The 17,136-nt window shown below is 64.9% G+C and carries 18 protein-coding genes; 12 read left to right on the top strand and 6 right to left on the bottom strand.

Translation table 11 applies throughout. The annotated features are described in order from the left end of the window. The coding region (locus tag Q1W26_RS09825; RefSeq protein WP_300439183.1) for a choice-of-anchor E domain-containing protein at positions 1 to 438 on the bottom strand (438 nt) is incomplete at its 3' end. A 338-nt stretch (positions 439 to 776) separates the two neighbouring features. Here Q1W26_RS09825 and Q1W26_RS09820 point away from each other — a divergent pair. The 3 genes from Q1W26_RS09820 (at position 777) to Q1W26_RS09810 (ending at position 3,741) form a co-directional block, all read left to right on the top strand. Beyond that, entirely contained in the window at positions 777 to 1,217 is a 441-nt protein-coding gene (locus Q1W26_RS09820) for a PilZ domain-containing protein (protein ID WP_300439180.1), read from the top strand. Between the two features lie 179 nt (positions 1,218 to 1,396). Further along, positions 1,397 to 3,028 (top strand): ABC-F family ATPase, encoded by a 1,632-nt coding sequence (locus tag Q1W26_RS09815; RefSeq protein ID WP_300439177.1) that lies wholly within the window; start codon positions 1,397 to 1,399, stop codon positions 3,026 to 3,028. Between the two features lie 47 nt (positions 3,029 to 3,075). Further along, positions 3,076 to 3,741 (top strand): hypothetical protein, encoded by a 666-nt coding sequence (locus tag Q1W26_RS09810; RefSeq protein ID WP_300439174.1) that lies wholly within the window; start codon positions 3,076 to 3,078, stop codon positions 3,739 to 3,741. On the opposite strand, the gene Q1W26_RS09805 is transcribed toward Q1W26_RS09810, so the two are convergent. From Q1W26_RS09805 to Q1W26_RS09785, 5 genes are all read right to left on the bottom strand, one after another. Next, positions 3,738 to 4,616, bottom strand: coding sequence for an alpha/beta fold hydrolase (locus Q1W26_RS09805; protein ID WP_300439172.1), 879 nt, complete (start codon positions 4,614 to 4,616; stop codon positions 3,738 to 3,740). The genes Q1W26_RS09810 and Q1W26_RS09805 overlap by 4 nt on opposite strands. A 22-nt stretch (positions 4,617 to 4,638) precedes the next feature. Next, positions 4,639 to 6,237 (bottom strand): NAD(P)-binding protein, encoded by a 1,599-nt coding sequence (locus Q1W26_RS09800; protein ID WP_300439170.1) that lies wholly within the window; start codon positions 6,235 to 6,237, stop codon positions 4,639 to 4,641. A gap of 9 nt (positions 6,238 to 6,246) precedes the next feature. Next, positions 6,247 to 6,726, bottom strand: a complete 480-nt coding sequence (locus tag Q1W26_RS09795) for a hypothetical protein (protein WP_300439167.1) — start codon at positions 6,724 to 6,726, stop codon at positions 6,247 to 6,249. Between the two features lie 44 nt (positions 6,727 to 6,770). Further along, positions 6,771 to 7,952 carry an ATP-binding protein gene (locus Q1W26_RS09790; RefSeq protein WP_300439164.1) on the bottom strand — a complete coding sequence of 394 codons (1,182 nt, stop codon included), beginning with the start codon at positions 7,950 to 7,952 and terminating at the stop codon, positions 6,771 to 6,773. A 77-nt stretch (positions 7,953 to 8,029) separates the two neighbouring features. Continuing rightward, positions 8,030 to 9,568, bottom strand: a complete 1,539-nt coding sequence (locus Q1W26_RS09785) for a polyamine aminopropyltransferase (RefSeq protein ID WP_300439161.1) — start codon at positions 9,566 to 9,568, stop codon at positions 8,030 to 8,032. Positions 9,569 to 9,621: 53 nt separating this feature from the next. Here Q1W26_RS09785 and Q1W26_RS09780 point away from each other — a divergent pair, with 53 nt between their 5' ends. From Q1W26_RS09780 to Q1W26_RS09740, 9 genes are all read left to right on the top strand, one after another. Beyond that, on the top strand, positions 9,622 to 10,038 hold the full coding sequence (locus Q1W26_RS09780; protein ID WP_300439158.1) for a DUF350 domain-containing protein: 417 nt from the start codon (positions 9,622 to 9,624) through the stop codon (positions 10,036 to 10,038). A 21-nt stretch (positions 10,039 to 10,059) separates the two neighbouring features. Continuing rightward, the gene (locus tag Q1W26_RS09775) at positions 10,060 to 11,079 is read left to right on the top strand and encodes an SPFH domain-containing protein (protein WP_300439155.1); all 1,020 of its coding nucleotides are present in this window, start codon (positions 10,060 to 10,062) and stop codon (positions 11,077 to 11,079) included. A gap of 7 nt (positions 11,080 to 11,086) precedes the next feature. Then, a complete protein-coding gene (locus Q1W26_RS09770; RefSeq protein ID WP_300439152.1) occupies positions 11,087 to 12,568 on the top strand; it encodes a DUF4178 domain-containing protein in 1,482 nt (493 codons plus the stop codon). Next, positions 12,565 to 12,723, top strand: coding sequence for a hypothetical protein (locus Q1W26_RS09765; protein WP_300439150.1), 159 nt, complete (start codon positions 12,565 to 12,567; stop codon positions 12,721 to 12,723). The genes Q1W26_RS09770 and Q1W26_RS09765 overlap by 4 nt, the downstream gene beginning before the upstream one ends. Further along, the gene (gene speD / locus Q1W26_RS09760; RefSeq protein WP_300439147.1) at positions 12,720 to 13,070 is read left to right on the top strand and encodes an adenosylmethionine decarboxylase; all 351 of its coding nucleotides are present in this window, start codon (positions 12,720 to 12,722) and stop codon (positions 13,068 to 13,070) included. Before Q1W26_RS09765 ends, speD begins: the two co-directional genes overlap by 4 nt. A 245-nt stretch (positions 13,071 to 13,315) precedes the next feature. Continuing rightward, positions 13,316 to 13,636: a hypothetical protein gene (locus Q1W26_RS09755; RefSeq protein WP_300439144.1), complete on the top strand. Its 321-nt coding sequence runs from the start codon at positions 13,316 to 13,318 to the stop codon at positions 13,634 to 13,636. A 132-nt stretch (positions 13,637 to 13,768) separates the two neighbouring features. Then, positions 13,769 to 14,347: a TIGR01841 family phasin gene (phaP, locus tag Q1W26_RS09750; protein WP_300439141.1), complete on the top strand. Its 579-nt coding sequence runs from the start codon at positions 13,769 to 13,771 to the stop codon at positions 14,345 to 14,347. Positions 14,348 to 14,437: 90 nt separating this feature from the next. Next, positions 14,438 to 15,514, top strand: a complete 1,077-nt coding sequence (locus Q1W26_RS09745) for a PHB depolymerase family esterase (RefSeq protein ID WP_300439138.1) — start codon at positions 14,438 to 14,440, stop codon at positions 15,512 to 15,514. Between the two features lie 25 nt (positions 15,515 to 15,539). Further along, positions 15,540 to 16,625: an ADP-ribosylglycohydrolase family protein gene (locus Q1W26_RS09740; protein WP_300439136.1), complete on the top strand. Its 1,086-nt coding sequence runs from the start codon at positions 15,540 to 15,542 to the stop codon at positions 16,623 to 16,625. Positions 16,626 to 17,136 lie beyond the last annotated feature (511 nt).

Below are 17,136 nucleotides of genomic sequence, written 5' to 3'. Positions count from 1 at the left end.
ACGATTTTTTTGGTGAATTTCAAAAAAACCATGTCGTTCGAGTGCGATGGCCCTGCTACCGGAGCCGAGCACGGGGCCAACGTTGACGGTGGCACCGCCCGGAACGTTCACGACTTGGCTGCCGAAGGTGGTGACAGTCAGGCCGAGGGAGGCGATGGAGATATCAGCTGCCGAGTTGGCAGTGGTGTTGCGAGCGTTGGTCTGGGTGCTGGTGATGCTGAACAGGGTGCTGACTTGGCCATCGAGGGTGATGGAGACCGAGTTCAGGGTGCCAAGGCTCGAATCGAAGTAGGGGATCACGAAGTTGCCAACCCAATCGGTACGGTTGGCGTTGTTGGTCAGCAAAGCGTCGATCTGGGTGTCGGAGTAGGTGACGACGGAGGCGTTGGCACCGCCAGCGGCGGCGATCAGGGCAAGGGCGAGAAGTTGCTTTTTCATTGATAAAGCTCCGGTGAGAAATCTGTCAAAAATTTTGGCAGTGAGAATGAGCTTCGACTGCTTGTACCTATTTAGCAATATGCATGCCCGTATTGGGATGGTCTATATAAAACAAGGATTTATATTTGTTTCCGAGTGTGTCTGTGTGTATATGTAAAAATTCCCGACGGATAAATGTGAATTAATGTTTATTTGTGACGAATTTTACGGAAAATCCCAAAGACATTGCTCTGGATGCTGTTTCGATTCTGGTTTTTAGGTCGAAATCATTGGTTTTGTATAAAATTAGTGGATAAGAAAATGAAATTTTCGTTTTCGATGTTTTTGGGGCGGAGCGAATGATTGAGCACGTGATGGATGAGAGTGTGGTAGCCGAGGCGGCTGGCAGCGAGCGTCGCAAGCGGCAGCGTTTCGTGGCGAAGCGCTGGGGCAGCGTGTGCTTCTGGGTGCAGGTCGATGGCGTGCGCCTGCCGGTCAATGACCTTTCGCTCGAGGGCTTCAGTGCGCCCTGCCCGGCACCGTTTGCTGCCACGGGGCGGACGTTTCCGTTCGTGCTGCAGCTGGAGGGCATTCCCGACGAGGTGCGCGGCGAGGCGGTGACGATGAACTTTGTTTTCGGTGCCGAAGGCGGGGTGCTGGGTTGTCGCTTCGTCGCCTTCGAAGGCGATGGAGCGATGCGCCTGCACGACTGGCTGACCATCCACGTGATCTCGACGGCGACGGTGCGCATCTCGGAGATCGAGGCCGCGGCGATCGTGTCCGGCCCTTCGCTGATCTGAGCAAGCGGGCCTGAATGCTGCGGGGCGGGGCTCCGGGGGGTGGGGCCGTGCCGTCAGGGCACCCGAGAAAGCTTCTCAGGTGCTTGATAGATATGATAAATTTCGCACCAGCTTCGCCGGCCACGAGCCGGCGTTTTCGTTTTGCCGTTCCGCTTGCCGGAATTTAAGGAATTCACGCCGTGCTCATCGCCAACAACATCACCATGCAGTTCGGGGCCAAGCCCCTTTTCGAGAACGTTTCCGTCAAGTTCGGCGACGGCAACCGCTATGGCCTGATCGGTGCCAACGGTGCCGGCAAGTCCACCTTCATGAAGATCCTGGCCGGGGTGCTGGAGCCTTCCGCCGGTAACGTCGCCCTCGACAGCGGCGAGCGCATGGCTTTCCTGAAGCAGGACCAGTTCGCCTACGAAGATGTGCGCGTGCTCGACGTGGTGATGCAGGGCCACACCCAGATGTGGGAGTGCATGAAGGAGAAGGACGCGATCTACGCCAACCCCGAGGCGACGGAAGACGATTACATGAAGGCGGCCGAGCTGGAAGGCCATTTCGCCGAGTACGACGGCTACACGGCCGAAGCCCGCGCCGGCGAACTGCTGCACGGCGTGGGTATCCCCACCGACCAGCACAACGGCCCGATGCGCGAAGTCGCCCCCGGCTGGAAGCTGCGCGTGCTGCTGGCCCAGGCCCTGTTTGCCAACCCGGACATCCTGCTGCTGGACGAGCCGACCAACAACCTGGACATCAACACGATCCGCTGGCTGGAGGAGGTGCTCAACCAGCGCAACTCCACGATGATCATCATCTCCCACGACCGTCACTTCCTGAACCAGGTGTGTACCCACATGGCGGATCTGGACTATGGCCGCATCCAGGTGTGGCCGGGCACGTGGGACGACTACATCGAGGCCTCCACCCAGGCCCGCGAGCGCCAGTCCAACGCCAACCAGAAGGCCAAGGAAAAGGTCCAGGAGCTGCAGGAGTTCGTGCGCCGTTTCTCGGCCAACAAGTCCAAGGCGCGCCAGGCCACCAGCCGCGCCAAGCAGATCGACAAGATCAAGATCGAGGAATTCAAGCCTTCGAGCCGCCAGTATCCGTGGATCCGCTTCGACTACGACGAGAAGGACAAGCTGCACCGTCAGGCCGTGGAGATCGAGAACCTCACCTTCGGCTACGATCCGGCCAAGCCGATCATCAAGAACTTCACCCTCACCGTCGATGCCAACGACCGCATCGCCATCATCGGCGAGAACGGCATCGGCAAAACCACGCTGCTCAAGTTGCTGGTGGGCACCGAGCTGCACGGCCTCGCGCCCCAGTTCGGCACGGTGAAGTGGGCCGAGAAGGCCAAACTCGGCTACTACGCCCAGGACCATGCCGACGATTTCGCCAGCGGCGAGAACCTCACCGACTGGATCAGCGGCTACGTGCGCGAAGGCGGCTATGAAGGCGACGACGCCGAAACCCTGATCCGCGGCACCCTCGGCCGTCTGCTCTTCAAGGGCGACGATGTGAAGAAGTCGGTCAAGGTGATTTCCGGCGGCGAGCAGGGCCGCATGCTGTTCGGCAAGCTGATGCTCCAGCGCAAAAACGTGCTGCTGCTCGACGAGCCGACCAACCACATGGACATGGAATCCATCGAATCCCTCAACTCGGGTATCGCGGATTTTTCCGGCACGCTGATCTTCGTCTCCCACGACCGCGCCTTCGTGTCGTCCGTGGCCACCCGCATCCTCGAAATCCGCGGCCCCGGCGACATCGTCGACTACCGCGGCACCTACGAGGAATACCTGTCCAGCCAGGGCATCGAGTAAGCGTCGGCGAACCCGCTGGCGGTGCCGCCCGATCCCGCGATTCCGCCATGCTCACGCATCAATCCCTGATTGCCGTCGCAGCGCTGACCATTGCGCTGGGCCTGCTGGCCGACCGCTTTGGCGGCGCCTGGGGCCAGCCCCTGGTCGCCGTGTGGGCCTGGGCGCTGTGCGGCTGGCTGCTCTATCGCCATGCCGGGCTGCGCTCGCGTCTGGTGGCCTGCCTGGTGATCGCCACCGCGGGCGAAGTGGTGCTGTCGCTGGCGTGGGGGCTTTACGACTACCGGCTGGGCAATCTGCCCTTGTTCGTGCCGCCCGGCCATGTGCTGCTCTACTGGCTGGGCCTGCAGCTCGCCGACCGGCTGCCCGGCCATCTCCTGGTGCTGACGCCGTGGCTGGCCCTGATCGCGGTTACCGCGCTGGCGCTGGCCCGGCTGGACTGGCTCGGGCCGCCCCTGTTGCTGCTCTTTTTCGTGTGCCTGCGCAAGGGGCCGGCGCCGCGGCTGTACGTCACGATGTTCCTCCTGTCGCTGGCGATGGAGCTGTGGGGAACCTGGCTCGGCAACTGGACCTGGCGCACGAGCCTGCCCGGCCTGGGCTGGCCGGTCTGTAATCCGCCGCTGGCGGCCGGTGCTTTTTACTGCGTGCTGGATGTGCTGAGCGAAGTTCTGTGCCGTCGCCGGCCTGGCGTGCGGCCCGAGGGGAGCCGGGTTTAGCGTCTGCCGGCCTTCAATGGCGGCGGGCCGAGGTCGGCGAGGCGGCGAGCGAGCGCATCCCGGTAAGCCGCGAAATCCTGGATGTCGTCGTGGCCGGCGCCGTCCACCGGCAGCAGCTCCGCCCGTCCGCCGCTGGCCGCCACCAGAGCCTGGGCGTGGGCGATGGGAATCAGCGCATCCTCGCGGCCGTGGAGGATCAGCACCGGGCTCGTCACCGCACCGATCAGGCGGTCGCTTTCCAGTGGATATTTGAGCAGCGCGTCGGGCACCGGCGGGTAGTGCTCGCGGGCGACGCGCAGCAGGCTCGCGTAAGGGCTGACCAATACCAGCAGGTCGGGCTTCACGTCCCGCGCGAGGCGGGTGGCGAGCCCGGTGCCGAGGGAGCGGCCGAGGATCGCCACCGGCTTGCCGGCGTAGGCCGGGGCGATGCGATTCCACGCCGTGCGCACGTCGGCGTGCAGTTGCGCCTCGCCGTCGATGCGCCCGCTGCTCTTGCCGAAGCCCCGGTAATCGAGCATGAACAGGTCGAACCCGAGGCGCCGGTAGAAATCCACGCGGCTCGTCCAGGTTGTCAGGTTGCCGGTGTTACCGTGCAGGTAAAAAACCAGCCCGCGGCTGGCCGACTGGCGGAACAGCAGCGCATTGAGCACTGCGCCATCCACCGGAATGCGTATCTCCTCGACCTCCTGATCCGGCGCGTAACGCCCGGCGAAACTGAAATCCGCCGGCAGCGGCTCCGGGTGAAAGAGCAGGCTTTCCTGGCGCACGTAGAGGTTGGCGAGGAGGGCGAGGTAGCCGATCAGCGCGACAAGGAGGGCCCGTTGCAGTCCACGCAGCAGGCGCCCGAGGCGGGGTGTGGCGTCGAAAATTGTCATTGCTGGCTCCCGATGGATTCTTTCATGCGACCTGCCGTGCCGCCCGGTCTCCCCACCACACGGCTTCTTCAAACACCGAGTAGCCGGATAAATCCGAGTGGGCGAACAGCAGCCGGCCGTCGGCCTCGCGCAGCGCCGCCAGGCCGGGGTTGGCGAGACTGCCGGGGGTGGGCGTGGCCATGGCGTGGCCGCGCACGGTGATGTCCACGGCGAGCGTGCGTCGCCATAGTTCCAGCTTGCCGTAGGCCTGGTGCAGGTCGGCGGCGGCCAGCGCAAGGAGTTCGTCCGCGCGGGCGCCGGCCAGCCAGCGGCGGGCCTCGGCCGGCGTGCGGTCGGCCAGCGCCCGGTAGGCGGTGAACACCGTGTGGGCCGGGCGGGCGGCGCGGATCAACTGGTGGGTGGCGACCACCCAGCCGAGGCCTTGGCTGGCGTGGATCACGTTGTCCCAGGCCAGCGGAGCATCGGCCGGTTCGGGCGGAAAGCCGTCGAGCAGAAAATTGGCGACCAGCCACGAGGCCTGTGCCGGCAGGTGGGCCGCCGGGTCGAAGCCGAAGTCGCGGATGTGCGGAACGATGCGCGCGGCCACGTGCAGCGGCATCGCGCAGATCGCCCGGCGAGCGCGGATGTAGAGCGGGCCGGCGGCATCCCGGCACAGAATGGACACGCCCTGGCGATCTTCGGTGACGTGCAGCGCATGGCCGGCGATGCGCCGCGCGGCCGGAATGCGGGCGGCAAGGCCGCGGGCGAGGGGCGCGAGGCCGTCCGGCCAGGTGAGCAGCGCACCGTCGGCGGCGTTGGCGGCCTGTCCGCCGCGGCCGGCAAAATAGTGCAGGCCGGCCCAGGCCGATACCTGCGCCGAGCCGGCGCCGTATTCGTCACGGCACACGTAATCGAGATAGGTGTGGAGGCTGGGCGAGGTGTAGCCGCTGGCGACGAGCCAGTCGCGAAAGGGCGTGGCATCCAGCCGACGCCAGGCGGGGTCGGCCGACGAGAGCACCCGCGGCACGCAAAACAGCCGCCGCCTGTCGCTGCCGCGACGCTGGGTGAGGGCGGCCACTTCGTCCAGAAAGCGCCGATGCTGGGCGGCTTCGGCCGCGCTCACGTGTTCGGTGGGCAGCAGGCCGTCGTGCCAGCTGCCGTCGAATAACAGACGCTCGTCCGGCGCATGCACCAGGGCCGCTTCGCTGAAGCGCGGGCGCTCGCCAGACGGGTCGGCTTCGATCACGCCCTGCTCGAACAGAATCTCCCGCACGGTGCCCGATTCCAGCGACGGCAAGGGCAGGTAATGGGCGCCGCAGGGGTAGGCCAGCGGGCCGGACGGGCTGTCGATGCGCCCGCCGGCCGCGTTGCCGAAAAGCTCCGGGCCTTCGACGAGCAGAAAGTCGTCGACGCCTTCCTTCGCCAGCCGCCAGCCCGCGGTAAGCCCGGCGATGCCGCTGCCGAGGATCGCCACGCCGGTTCTGATCTCGCGCACCGGTGAAGGCAGCGGCGCACCGTCACGCAGCGCGTGCCCTTCGGCCATGCCGGGGTGGTGAACGGTGACCGGAATGCCCAGATGCTCGAGCCGGCGGCAGCCGGGCAGGGCGAGGGCGGCGAGTCCGAGAAAGGTTCGACGGTGCAAGTGCGTGCCTCAGGCGGCTCGCATCAAGGCAACGATTCGGGCGAGCAGTCTTTCCGGTTGTGTCGCAACGAGTTTTTCGAGCATGGCCTGCGGGAAGTAATGTGGGTACAGGTCGCTGCGATGAGCCTCGGCACCAAAAATCTTCTTGAAAGTGCGTTTTGCGTCGGCCGTGCGCTCAGGTGCGGGCTGGTCCTTCAGTCGAAGGAGTTCGGTTTCCAGGCAGGGCGTGCAGGGCAGCACGATTATGTTTGCATTGCGCGCCTGTTTTTCAACCTCGGGAGTCCAGTCCGTATCCGTGTCGAACAGGGCTGCGACACGATCGAAAGCGTATACATCAGCTTGCTTTCGGGTGTGGTCGATGACGTTTTGCGCTCCTTTTCCGTGAGCGTTGCCGATCTTCACAGTCACGCCCGCCGCACGACCGACGAACACGGATCTCAGGTGCTTGAGAAAGGCGACCTCTGCATCGCCTTCGCCGACGATCAGCACGGTTCTGCGTTGTGTGCGTAGCGTGGGAGCCTGTCGGCGGGCGTTCATAGGTGCGGAACTGCGCCATAGGCGCCGGCCATGTACTTGGCGTAGAAATTGTCGTCGTTGCGCACGCCTTCCATTTCATCGAGTCGCCAGGCCGTGCTCTCGCAGTTTTCATCCTTTTCGACCAGCATGATCTGTGATTTGTGGAGAAGATTGAGCACCTCGGCGGAGTGGCAGGTGAACAGCAGTTGTGCGTTGTGCGGGTTGGTGAGCGGACTGGCGAACAGGCCGAGAATGGGCTCCAGCATGTGGGGATGGAGATCGTTCTCGAACTCGTCGATCACGGCGATGCCACCATTTTGCAGTGCGGGCAGGAGGTGGGAGAGAAGAACCATCGCAGCCTGAGTACCGCTTGATTCGAGTAAAAAATTCAGTCGGCGCGGGCCTGACGTTGTCTGGTGTATGCCAACAGGAAGCCAGATTTTGTTGTTTGAGCCGTCTGGCTGGGCGACGGAGATTTCCTCTAACTCTACGTTGGAAAGACCGAGATCCCAGTCATGCAGCAGGCGAGCCATGATGGTTCTTTGTTCGGAGAGCTGGCTGAAGTGGGCTGCTGCGTTCAGGACTAGGTCCTGAGAGAGAGGCTGGCGACCGAGGGCGGTGATGTTCGAGCGCAGGCCCGAACTGGCCATGTCCTTTGCCAGCGGGATGCCATATTGAGCGGCAGTCGAGATCAGCGATGCATTCGCTCGGACCTTTCGGGCCTCGACCGGGGCGAAGCCGAAGTCCTGTTGTTTGATCCGATAAGTCTGCGTGCTGTCATCCCAGTCTCTTACAAAGACGTATTTGAAGCGTTCCCTTTTTACGTAGAGCGCTTCATGGATTACCCGTTCGGGGATGCATCGGAGCACATATTTCCAGATTTGACCCTTGTATATGGCCGTTGCCGAGAACTCCGTTGCTTCGTTTGTTGCAGCGAAGTGGGGCGTAAATGGGATGGCGGCTTCCGGTGCCTGACTAAAGGAATGACTGATAAACCAATCCAGAAATACCAATGGTTTAAGGAGTGTGGTTTTGCCGCTACCGTTGGCGCCCATTACGGCGATGACCTTGTTGATCCGTTCGCCAGTCGAGGTAGTGGTCAGCCAGTCGCTGGGCGCGACCTTTTCGCTCACTGTCGTGGAGACCTGTGTGAGCTCCCGAAAGCTCTGGAAATTGGAGAAGCTATAGCTTAGAAGCATTTTCTAACTCCTATAATCAACGTTTTTTTGTTGATTATTGCGTTTGTTAAAGAAAAAACCAAGCAGTAGCCCTTCCATCAGCGCACCACGTTGCCCCAGTCCTGTTCGAAGTAATGCACCAGGCGCTGGTTGTTGAGGTGGTTGGGTTCGACGGGCAGGGGCTTCATGTCGGGCGGGAAGCGGAACATCAGGCGGGTGGTTTCGCCGTCGAGGAAGCGGGTGGGGATGCTGTAGGCCGTGGGCGGCGTGTAGCCGGGGCGGCGCGTGGCGAGGTTGAAGCCCCACTCGCCAAATGACGGCACGTAGGCGTGGTAGGGGTGGGTATGAAAGCCGGCTTCGCGCAGCGTGGCGTCGATGCACCAGAAGCTCCGCGGGGCGAACCACGGCGAGGTGGATTGCACGACGAGGGCGCCGTTTTCGGATAGATGCCTGGCCATCAGCCGGTAGATCGGCACCGAGTAGAGCTTGCCGAGGCCGAAGTTGGAGGGGTCGGGAAAGTCGGCGACGATCAGATCGAACACGTCGGCGTGTTCGTCGAGCCACTGGCCGGCGTCGGCATTGACCACCGTGACGCGGGGATCACTGAGCGATCCTCCATTGAGCCCGGCCAGCTCGCTGTTGCGGGTGAACAGGTCGGTCATCGCCGGGTCGAGGTCGACCAGGGTGACGTGCTCGACATTGGCGTGGCGCAGGATTTCACGCACCGCCAGCCCGTCGCCGCCGCCCAGCACCAGCACCGAGCGTGCCCACGGCATGGATTGCAGCGCGGGATGCACCAGCGCTTCGTGGTAACGGTGTTCGTCGCGGCTGGAAAACTGCAGGTTGCCGTTGATGTGGAGCCGCGTGTCGTCCTTCCAGCGGGTCAGCACCAGGCGCTGGTAGGGCGTGGTGGTGGCGAAGATCACGTCGTCGCCGTACAGGCCGCGCTCGGCCCAGCGCGTGAGCTGCTCGGACATCACCAGCCCGCCGGCCAGAAAGGTCATCACCAGGATGCCGCGGGTGAGGCGCGCGCGGATGTTCGGGATGTCGGCGGCGTAATGCCGCAGCGTCCACAGCGCCACGGCGGCGTTGACCATGCCGAACAGAAAACCGGTGCGGGACAGCCCCAGCTTGGGCGCCAGCACCAGCGGAAACAGCAGCGACACCGCCAGCGCGCCGAGGTAATCAAAGGTGAGCACCCGGCTCACCAGTTCGCTGAAGCGCGCCTGTTTGTTGTGGAGCACGCGCATCACCAGCGGAATCTCCATTCCCACCAGCACGCCCAGCGCAAACACCAGCGCGTACAGCACCGTGCGAAACGGCGCCGACATCCAGGCAAACAGCAGAAAGAGCACGGTGGCCGACACGCCGCCGATCAGCCCGACCAGCAGTTCGATGTCGATGAAGCGGGCCAGCACGTCCCGGTCATCGACGTATTTGGAGAGGTGCGAGCCGACGCCCATGGCGAACAGGTAGCAGCCGATGATCGACGAGAACTGCAGCACCGAATCGCCGAGCAGATAGCTCGACAGCGCACCGGCGATCAGCTCGTAGGCCAGCCCGCAGGAGGCGACGACGAAGACCGACAGGATCAGCAGGCGGTCGGGGGCGGCGGGCTTGGAGGTGGCGTCGGACATGGGGCGGGACTCTACCCGCAATGCGCTTGCCGGGCACCGGGAATGCTGGCTAAATGATCGCCCCCCGCCTGGGAATCATGCCGATGGACGCGTTTTACAATTATGTGCTGCACCTGTTTTCGGGCTTGCTGATGGTGGGCGGTTTCGCCGCCATCTACATGTGGGTCACGCCCTTTCACGAGCTGGCGCTGATCCGCCAGGGCGTGGTGGCCCCGGCCCTGTCGCTGGGCGGCGCGGTGATCGGGTTTTCGCTCACCGTAGCCTCGAGCATCCTGCACAACGACCACTACCTGCTGTTCCTGTTGTGGTGCGTATCCGGCTTGTCGGTGCAGGTGCTTACCTACGCGCTGCTGGCGAGGGCCTTTCCCCGCCTGCCTGTCCAGCTGGCCAGCAACAACGTGGCGGCGGGGGCCGCGGCGGGGGTGGTGTCCCTCGTCGTCGGTATCGTCAACGCCGCCTGCATGTCCTGACATTCCTCACCGGAGCATTCCATGAGCATCGGCTCGTTCATCAAGAAGCAGTTCATCGACGTCATCCAGTGGAACGAGGATTCCAACGGTACGCTGGCCTGGCGTTACCCGATGGAAGACTTCGAAATCCAGTACGGCGCCAGCCTCACCGTGCGGGATTCGCAGATGGCGGTGTTCGTGAACGAGGGCAAGATCGCCGACGTGTTCGGGCCGGGCAGGTACACCCTCACCACGCAAACAATCCCGGTGCTCACCTACCTGAAAAACTGGGACAAGGCCTTCGAGTCGCCTTTCAAGTCGGACGTGTATTTCTTCAGCACCCGCCTGCAGCTTGGCCGCAAATGGGGCACGCCGCAGCCGGTGACGATTCGCGACAAGGATTTCGGCATGGTGCGGCTGCGCGCCTTTGGCATGTATTCGTACAAGCTGGCCGACCCGAAAAAATTCTTCACCGAGATCAGCGGCACCCGTGCCGAATACACCGTTGACGAGCTCGAACAGCAACTGCGCAATCTGGTCGTCGCCACCATGAGCGCGACCCTCGGCGGGGCCGATCTGCCCTTCCTCGACATGGCCGCCAACCAGCTGCTGCTGGCCGAGCGCATGGTGGCCGGCATGACGCCCACCTTCGAGCGCTACGGCCTTGCGCTCGACAACTTCGCCGTCGAGAACATCTCCCTGCCCGAAGAACTGCAAAAGGCCATCGACGCGCGCATTTCGATGGGCATGGTCGGCGATCTGGGCAAGTACACCCAGTTCCAGGTGGCCCAGTCGGTGCCGCTGGCGGCTCAGAACGAAGGCGGCCTGGCGGGTGTGGGCGCCGGGCTGGCGGCGGGCGTCGGGATGGGGCAGGTGATGATGGATGCGCTGCGCCCTGCGCAAACGCCGGCCGCCGCTGCGGCCCCCGCGGCGCCGGCACCGGCCGCCGACGACCCGGAAGCGCGCCTCGCCAAGCTCAAGGCGCTGCTCGAAAAAGGCCTCGTCACCCCGGCCGACTACGACGCCGCCAAGGCCGAAATACTCAAAAAGCTGATCGGGTAAGCGCCGCGTGTTCAAGCTCGCCTGCCCGGGGTGCGGCGCGGAGGTCGTCTTTCGCTCCGCCACCTCGGCCCTTGCCGTTTGCGAATACTGCCGCAGCACCCTGCTGCGCGATGCCGACGCCGTGCGCGACGTGGGCAAGATGGCGGTCGCCCTTGAGGATTATTCGCCGATCCGCATCACCACCTCGGGCATGTATGCCGGCAAGGCCTTCGGCGTGGTCGGGCGCATCCAGCTGCGCTACGACGCGGGCTTCTGGAACGAGTGGTATCTCCTTTTCGACGACGGCAGTGCCGGCTGGCTGTCGGATGCCTCGGGGCAATACGCCGTCACCGTCGACACCGGCCTCGCCAGCGATGCGCCGCCCTTTGGCCAGATCGTGCCCGGCGGCTTTTACCCCTTCGAGGGTGTCACCTATTCGGCGGCGGATCTGCGCACGGCGCGTTGCTCGGGCGGCGAAGGGGAGCTGCCTTTCCTGGTGGGCGCCGGCTGGCAGGCCCGGGTGGCCGACTACCGCCAGTCCCACCGCTTCCTGACCTTCGATTACTCCGACGGCGACACGCCGCGCCGCTTCGTCGGCAAGGCCGTCAGCCTGGCCGATCTCAAATGCCAGCTGCTGCGCGAGCCCGATGACATCGCCCGCAGCGCCGGCCATCTCAAGGGCAAGGCCGCGGTGCTGGACTGCCCGGCCTGCGGCGCGTCGATCAGCTGGCGTCCGGCGGTGGCCGCGCACCTGCACTGCCCCGCCTGCGGCACCGAATCCGACGCCACCACCGGCACCGCCGAGATCATGGACGCGGCCCGCCGCGAGGCGCTGGTCCACACCACGCTGGCGCTCGGCGACGTGGCGAAGATCGACGGCGAGGCCTTCAGCCTCATCGGCCTGATGCGCTGCCGCGAGGTGGGCGAGGGGGACGAATGGACCGAGTACCTGCTGTTTAACGAGACGGCCGGCTTTGTGTGGCTGGTCGAATCCGGCGCCGGCTGGGACAAGGTCAAGGTGCTCGACGCCTGGCCCGAATCCGTTTCGGCCAGCGCCGTGAGCCTCGAAGGCAGCGCCTTCACGCGGATGCAGGCCTACGGCGCCGAAGTCATCCACGCAGCCGGCGCCTTCAACTGGCGCGTGCAGGTGGGCGACACGGTGTCGATCACCGATTACCGGGGTGCCCGCGGCACCCTCAGCAGCGAACGCAGCCCGGCCGAAATCAGCTGGTCACTGGCCCAGCGCGTGCCGGCTGGCACCGTGGACGGCTGGTTCGGCAAAAAGGGCAAGCTGGCCGCCGCGGTGGCCGCCGGCAGCACGGCGGTGCAGGCTGACTCCGTTCCCGCTGGTGCGCTGCACCCGCTCGCGCTGCGCTTCACCGCCATCCTGCTGGTCATCAACGTGCCGCTGTCTTTCATGGGCGGCTTCATCAACTGGCTGGTCACCCTGATCGCCGTCGGCGTGCTGTGGTGGCCGATTTATTCCCGGATCACCGACGACGCGCCATGACCCGTTTCGGCTACATCGTCTTTGCGCTGCTGGTCACGCTGTTCACCACGCTGATCAACATTGACACCCGCGGCGGATCTGGTGGCAGCAGCCGCAGCTGGGGCAGCGGCTCGTCCGGTGGCGGCTGGTCGTCCGGCGGAGGCGGGCACAAGTGAACGGCTTTCTGCCCCGCGGCCGGCATCTGCTGGCCGATCTGCACGGCATCGCCCCCGAGCGCCTCACCAACCCGGCCGCCATCGAAACCCTGCTGCGCGCCGCCGCCGACGCCGCCGGCAGTACCCCGGTCGGCGGCCACTTCCACCCCTTCGGCCCCGGCCTTGGCGTAACCGGCGTGCTGCTGCTCAAGGAATCCCACATCAGCATCCACACCTGGCCCGAACACGGCTTTGCCGCGGTGGATGTGTTCATGTGCGGCGACGCCCGTCCCGAGCGCGCCGTCGAAGTCATCCAGACCGCGCTGGCGGCCGAGTCGCTCAGCCTGCGTGAAGTGGCGCGGGGCTGAGCGCTCAGCGTTTGCGGCTCACCGCGAAGTTCCTGAATTCCGGCGTAAATTCCCGCTGCGTCAGCTGGGCTTCATTGAACAGGCGCACGGCGGAGCCGGCGTTGTGCCGCGTCACATCCTTTTCATACAATCGCGCCCGCGCGGTGGTGTCGATGCGGCGGACACCTGCCGCCGCTTCCCCTATATATTGCTGTAGCCGGCTTTACCTTGCCGGCGTGGCCTTGCAGTTGAAGGAGTCAAACGCCATGAACCTGCCGACTGTCTATGACAATTCCCAGCTCGCCCACATCATTGAAGAGGGGCTGATTTACCAGTGCGCGTGCCCGGCCCAGGTGGCGCAGCACATCCTCGCGCTGCGGGAGCTGTTTCATTACCAATACACGTGCTCGGTCACGCGCAGCGAGGATTTCGGGGTGCACGCCCGCATCATGACGTCGGTGCTGCGTACTCATTCCGACATGGAGCAATGCCTGCATGACGTGCTGGTGGCCGAAGGCTGGGATCTGGCCACGCTCGCCATGCCCGAGGGCTTGCGCAGGCTGCGTGACGAGCTGCTGGCAGAGTAGGAAACGGGGCTCCGTGAATATTTTGTTGCAGTGCACAAAAACCGCTTGCAATTGTTTTTGTTGCGGTGCAACATAGAGCCATACCGAATTTGCTTCGGTGATCGCAAGACCAGCCCATCTTAGGAGATCATCATGTCCGTTACCCCCGAAAAGTTTGCCGCCGCCGCCAAGACCAACGTTGAAGCCAGCCTGAGCTCCGCTTCCGCCTTCGTGGCTACCGTGTTCACCGCCGTTGAGCGCGTGTCCACCCTGAACCTGGCAACCGCCCGCACCGCTTTCGACGAAAGCGTTGCCTTCTCCAAGGCTGTGCTCGCCGCCAAGGACCCGCAAGCCATCGCCGCCCTGAACCTGGCTGCCCTGACCCCGTCCGTCGAGAAGAGCATTGCCTACGGCCGCAGCCTGTCCGTGATCGGCACCGACACCAAGGAAGAGCTGACCAAGCTGGTTGAAGCCGAAGCCGCTGTTATGGGCAAGAACTTCGACGCTTCCCTGGAAGAGCTGTTCAAGAACGCTCCGGCCGGTTCCGAAGCTGCCGTCAAGGCCGTCAAGACCGCTCTGGCCAACGCCAGCAACGCTTACGAAGGCGCCACCAAGGCTGTCAAGCAAGTCGCTGCTGCTGCTCAAGCCAACGTCGAAAAGGCTGCCGAAGCTGCCGTGCAAAACGTTGAAAAGGGCGCCAAGGCTGCTGCCTCCGCTCTGAAAGTTGCCTGATCAGGAATCATGCGGTGAGGTTTTGCCGCAGTCTTCCCGGTAGCATCCAAAAGGCCCCTCGGGGCCTTTTGTCATTTCAGGAGTCACCCGATGAGTCGTCGTAAATCACCGCTGGTTTCCGCACTCTTCAAGCTGACCCGGGCCGGCATGCGCCAGTCGGCGCGAATTGGCAAGGCTGCCGCGCGGCAGGGCATCGAATCCGGCAGCAAGATGGCCGAAGGCGCCGGACGCATGATGAAGGCCGTGGCCACCCCCACCGACGCACCCGTGCCGGTGACGGGCGGACGCTGGATCGACGGGCGCTGGGGGCTCGGGCCGCTGGCGATGCGGCGCTACCGCTTGTTCATCCCGACCGGCGGCAGCGCCAGGAAGCCCTTGCCGCTGTTGTTGCTCCTGCACGGCTGCGCCCAGGATACGGCGGCCTTCGCAGCGGTAACCCGCGCCGCGGCCACGGCCAAGGCGCGCGGCTTTGCGGTGCTGATGCCCGAGCAGGCCCAGGAGGCCAACCCCCAGCGCTGCTGGAACTGGTTTGGCAGCGAGACGCGGGTCGGCATCGAAACGCAGATCCTGATGAGCATCGTCGACCACGTGGTGGCCGACTATCCGCGGGTGGGCGGGCCGCTGTTCGCGTTGGGCCTGTCGGCCGGCGGGTCCATGGCCCTGACGCTGGCGCTGCGTCATCCCGACCGCTTTGCCGCCGTCGGCAGTCATTCCGGCGCCGCGCCCCACAGCGCGCGCACGCCGCTGCAGGCCGGCCAGGCCATGCGCGGGCGCCGCTCGCCGGACGGCGACGCGCTGGCCCGGCATCTCGCCGGCCGGCGTCTGCCGCCGCTGGTGCTGATCCACGGTGATCTGGATGCGGTGGTGTCCTTCGAAAACGCCCGGGCTTCGGCCGATCTCTGGCTGGAGTTGCTGCCCGACGGCGTCACGGCCCGCGAAAGGATCACCGAAGTTCAGCGTGGCACCCGCCGCAAACTTACCCGCAGCGACTGGAAAACCGGCCGCAAGCCCTGCGTGCGCCTGCTCCGCGTGCATGGCATGGGGCACGCCTGGAGTGGTGGCGCAGCCCGCCAGGCCTTTTCCGATCCGACCGGGCCGGATGCGTTGCGGCTGGCGTGGCAGTTCTTTGCGTCTACCATGGAACAAGCGGTGCCTGTGCCCGTCTGACGCCCTTTACGCCTGGAGGTCTGCCATGTCCGAACCCCAATCCGTCGAACGTCTCCGTGACCGCGCCGCCGGCGCGCTGATGGGCGCCTTCATCGGCGATGCCCTGGCCCTCGGGCCGCACTGGTACTACAACCTCGACGAGCTGCACGCCAACTACGGCGACTGGATTTCGGGCTACACCGATCCAAAGCCCGGCCGCTACCACGCCGGGCTCAAGGCCGGCGACCCGTCCCAGGCGGGCGTGCTGCTGGAACTGACCTTGCGCTCGCTGGTGGAGCGGGGCGGCTACGACGAGGCGGATTTCTGCGCCCGGCTCGATGGCGATTTCTTTCCGCAGATCGACGGCACGCCAATGGCCGGCCCCGGCGGTTACACCAGCCAGTCGATCCGCGAAGCCTTTCGAAAGCGCGTGGGCGAAGGATTGCCCTGGGGCCAATGCGCGGGCAACGCCGACACCACGGAAGCGGCCGAGCGCATCCTCGCCATTGCGGTGCGTTACGCGCTCGATCCGGCCGCGCTGGCCGCCGCGGTCACCCGCAACGCGGCGCTCACGCAAACCGACGGCACCGTGCTGGCGATGACCGTGGCCTTTGGCGCGGTGCTCGGCATGCTGGTCGAAGGCCACGCCCTCGACGGTGACATCTCGGACAAGCTGATGGCGCGGGTCAAAAGCGGCGAACTGCCCTTTCACTCGGTGACCAGCGGCAAGCTGCAGGCCCCGCGTCCCGGCGAGGCAGAAGCGCCGACGCTTGGACGTTTTCCGTCGCCGGACGCCCTGCTCGGCCCGTCAAACATGGCCCGCGCCGCCCGCGATCCGGACATCCGCATTGAGCCGGCCTGGAAGGTATCGCTGGTGTACGGCATGCCCTGCGCCGTGTACCACCAGTTTCCGGCGGCCTACTACCTGGCGGCGCGCTTCTCGGGTGATTTCGAGTCGGCGGTGCTGCACGCGGTGAATGGTGGCGGCCAGAACCTGGCCCGGGCGATGCTCACCGGCGCGCTGGCCGGCGCACAAACCGGCCTGTCGGGCATTCCGCGGCGCTTCATCGACGGGCTCGCCGGTTCGGATGAACTCGTCGCTCTGGCGCAGCGGCTGGCCACGGCGCTTTAATCACTCTTCCTGGCAGGCCCGCCGGGCTGGGAGAGTCTCACCTGTCGGGGAAGCGCGTTCCACACGTTGCGCGAACCTTGATGGTTCATTCCATTCGACCTTCTGCGGGTCAAGCCCTTGCGGGACGGCTTTCCAGTGTATGACCTTACATCGGCCGGGTCTCGCCCCGGCGGGCGACCTTCTTCTTTGTTGTACGACAAAGAAGAAGGCAAGAAAACGTACCCCGCTGCCGCGCCCCCTTCGGGGGTTCCCTCCCTCCGGCGATGCCGTGCGGGGTCTTCGCAAACTCGCCCTTCGGGCTCAAACATGCGAAGCCCTTTTTCCGCCCGTCATCACCTCCAGTCGGCGCGTCAGAGGGGACCGGAAATGCAGGTGATCAACGGTCGGTCGCTCAGCCCTGTATCAGTAAAGGCTCGACGTGCGTGAAAGCCCGTCTGAACCTTTGATCCGCGGAGGAACGGGCGGGGAAGTCCGGCGCAGCTGTCTGAGCCCGAAGGGCGAGTTCTGCGCC

The organism is Zoogloea sp., assembly GCF_030157465.1.
In the GTDB taxonomy this organism is placed as follows: Bacteria; Pseudomonadota; Gammaproteobacteria; order Burkholderiales; family Rhodocyclaceae; genus Zoogloea.
Note: the sequence above shows the minus strand (reverse complement) of the source record. Positions and strands in the feature narration are given on the sequence as shown.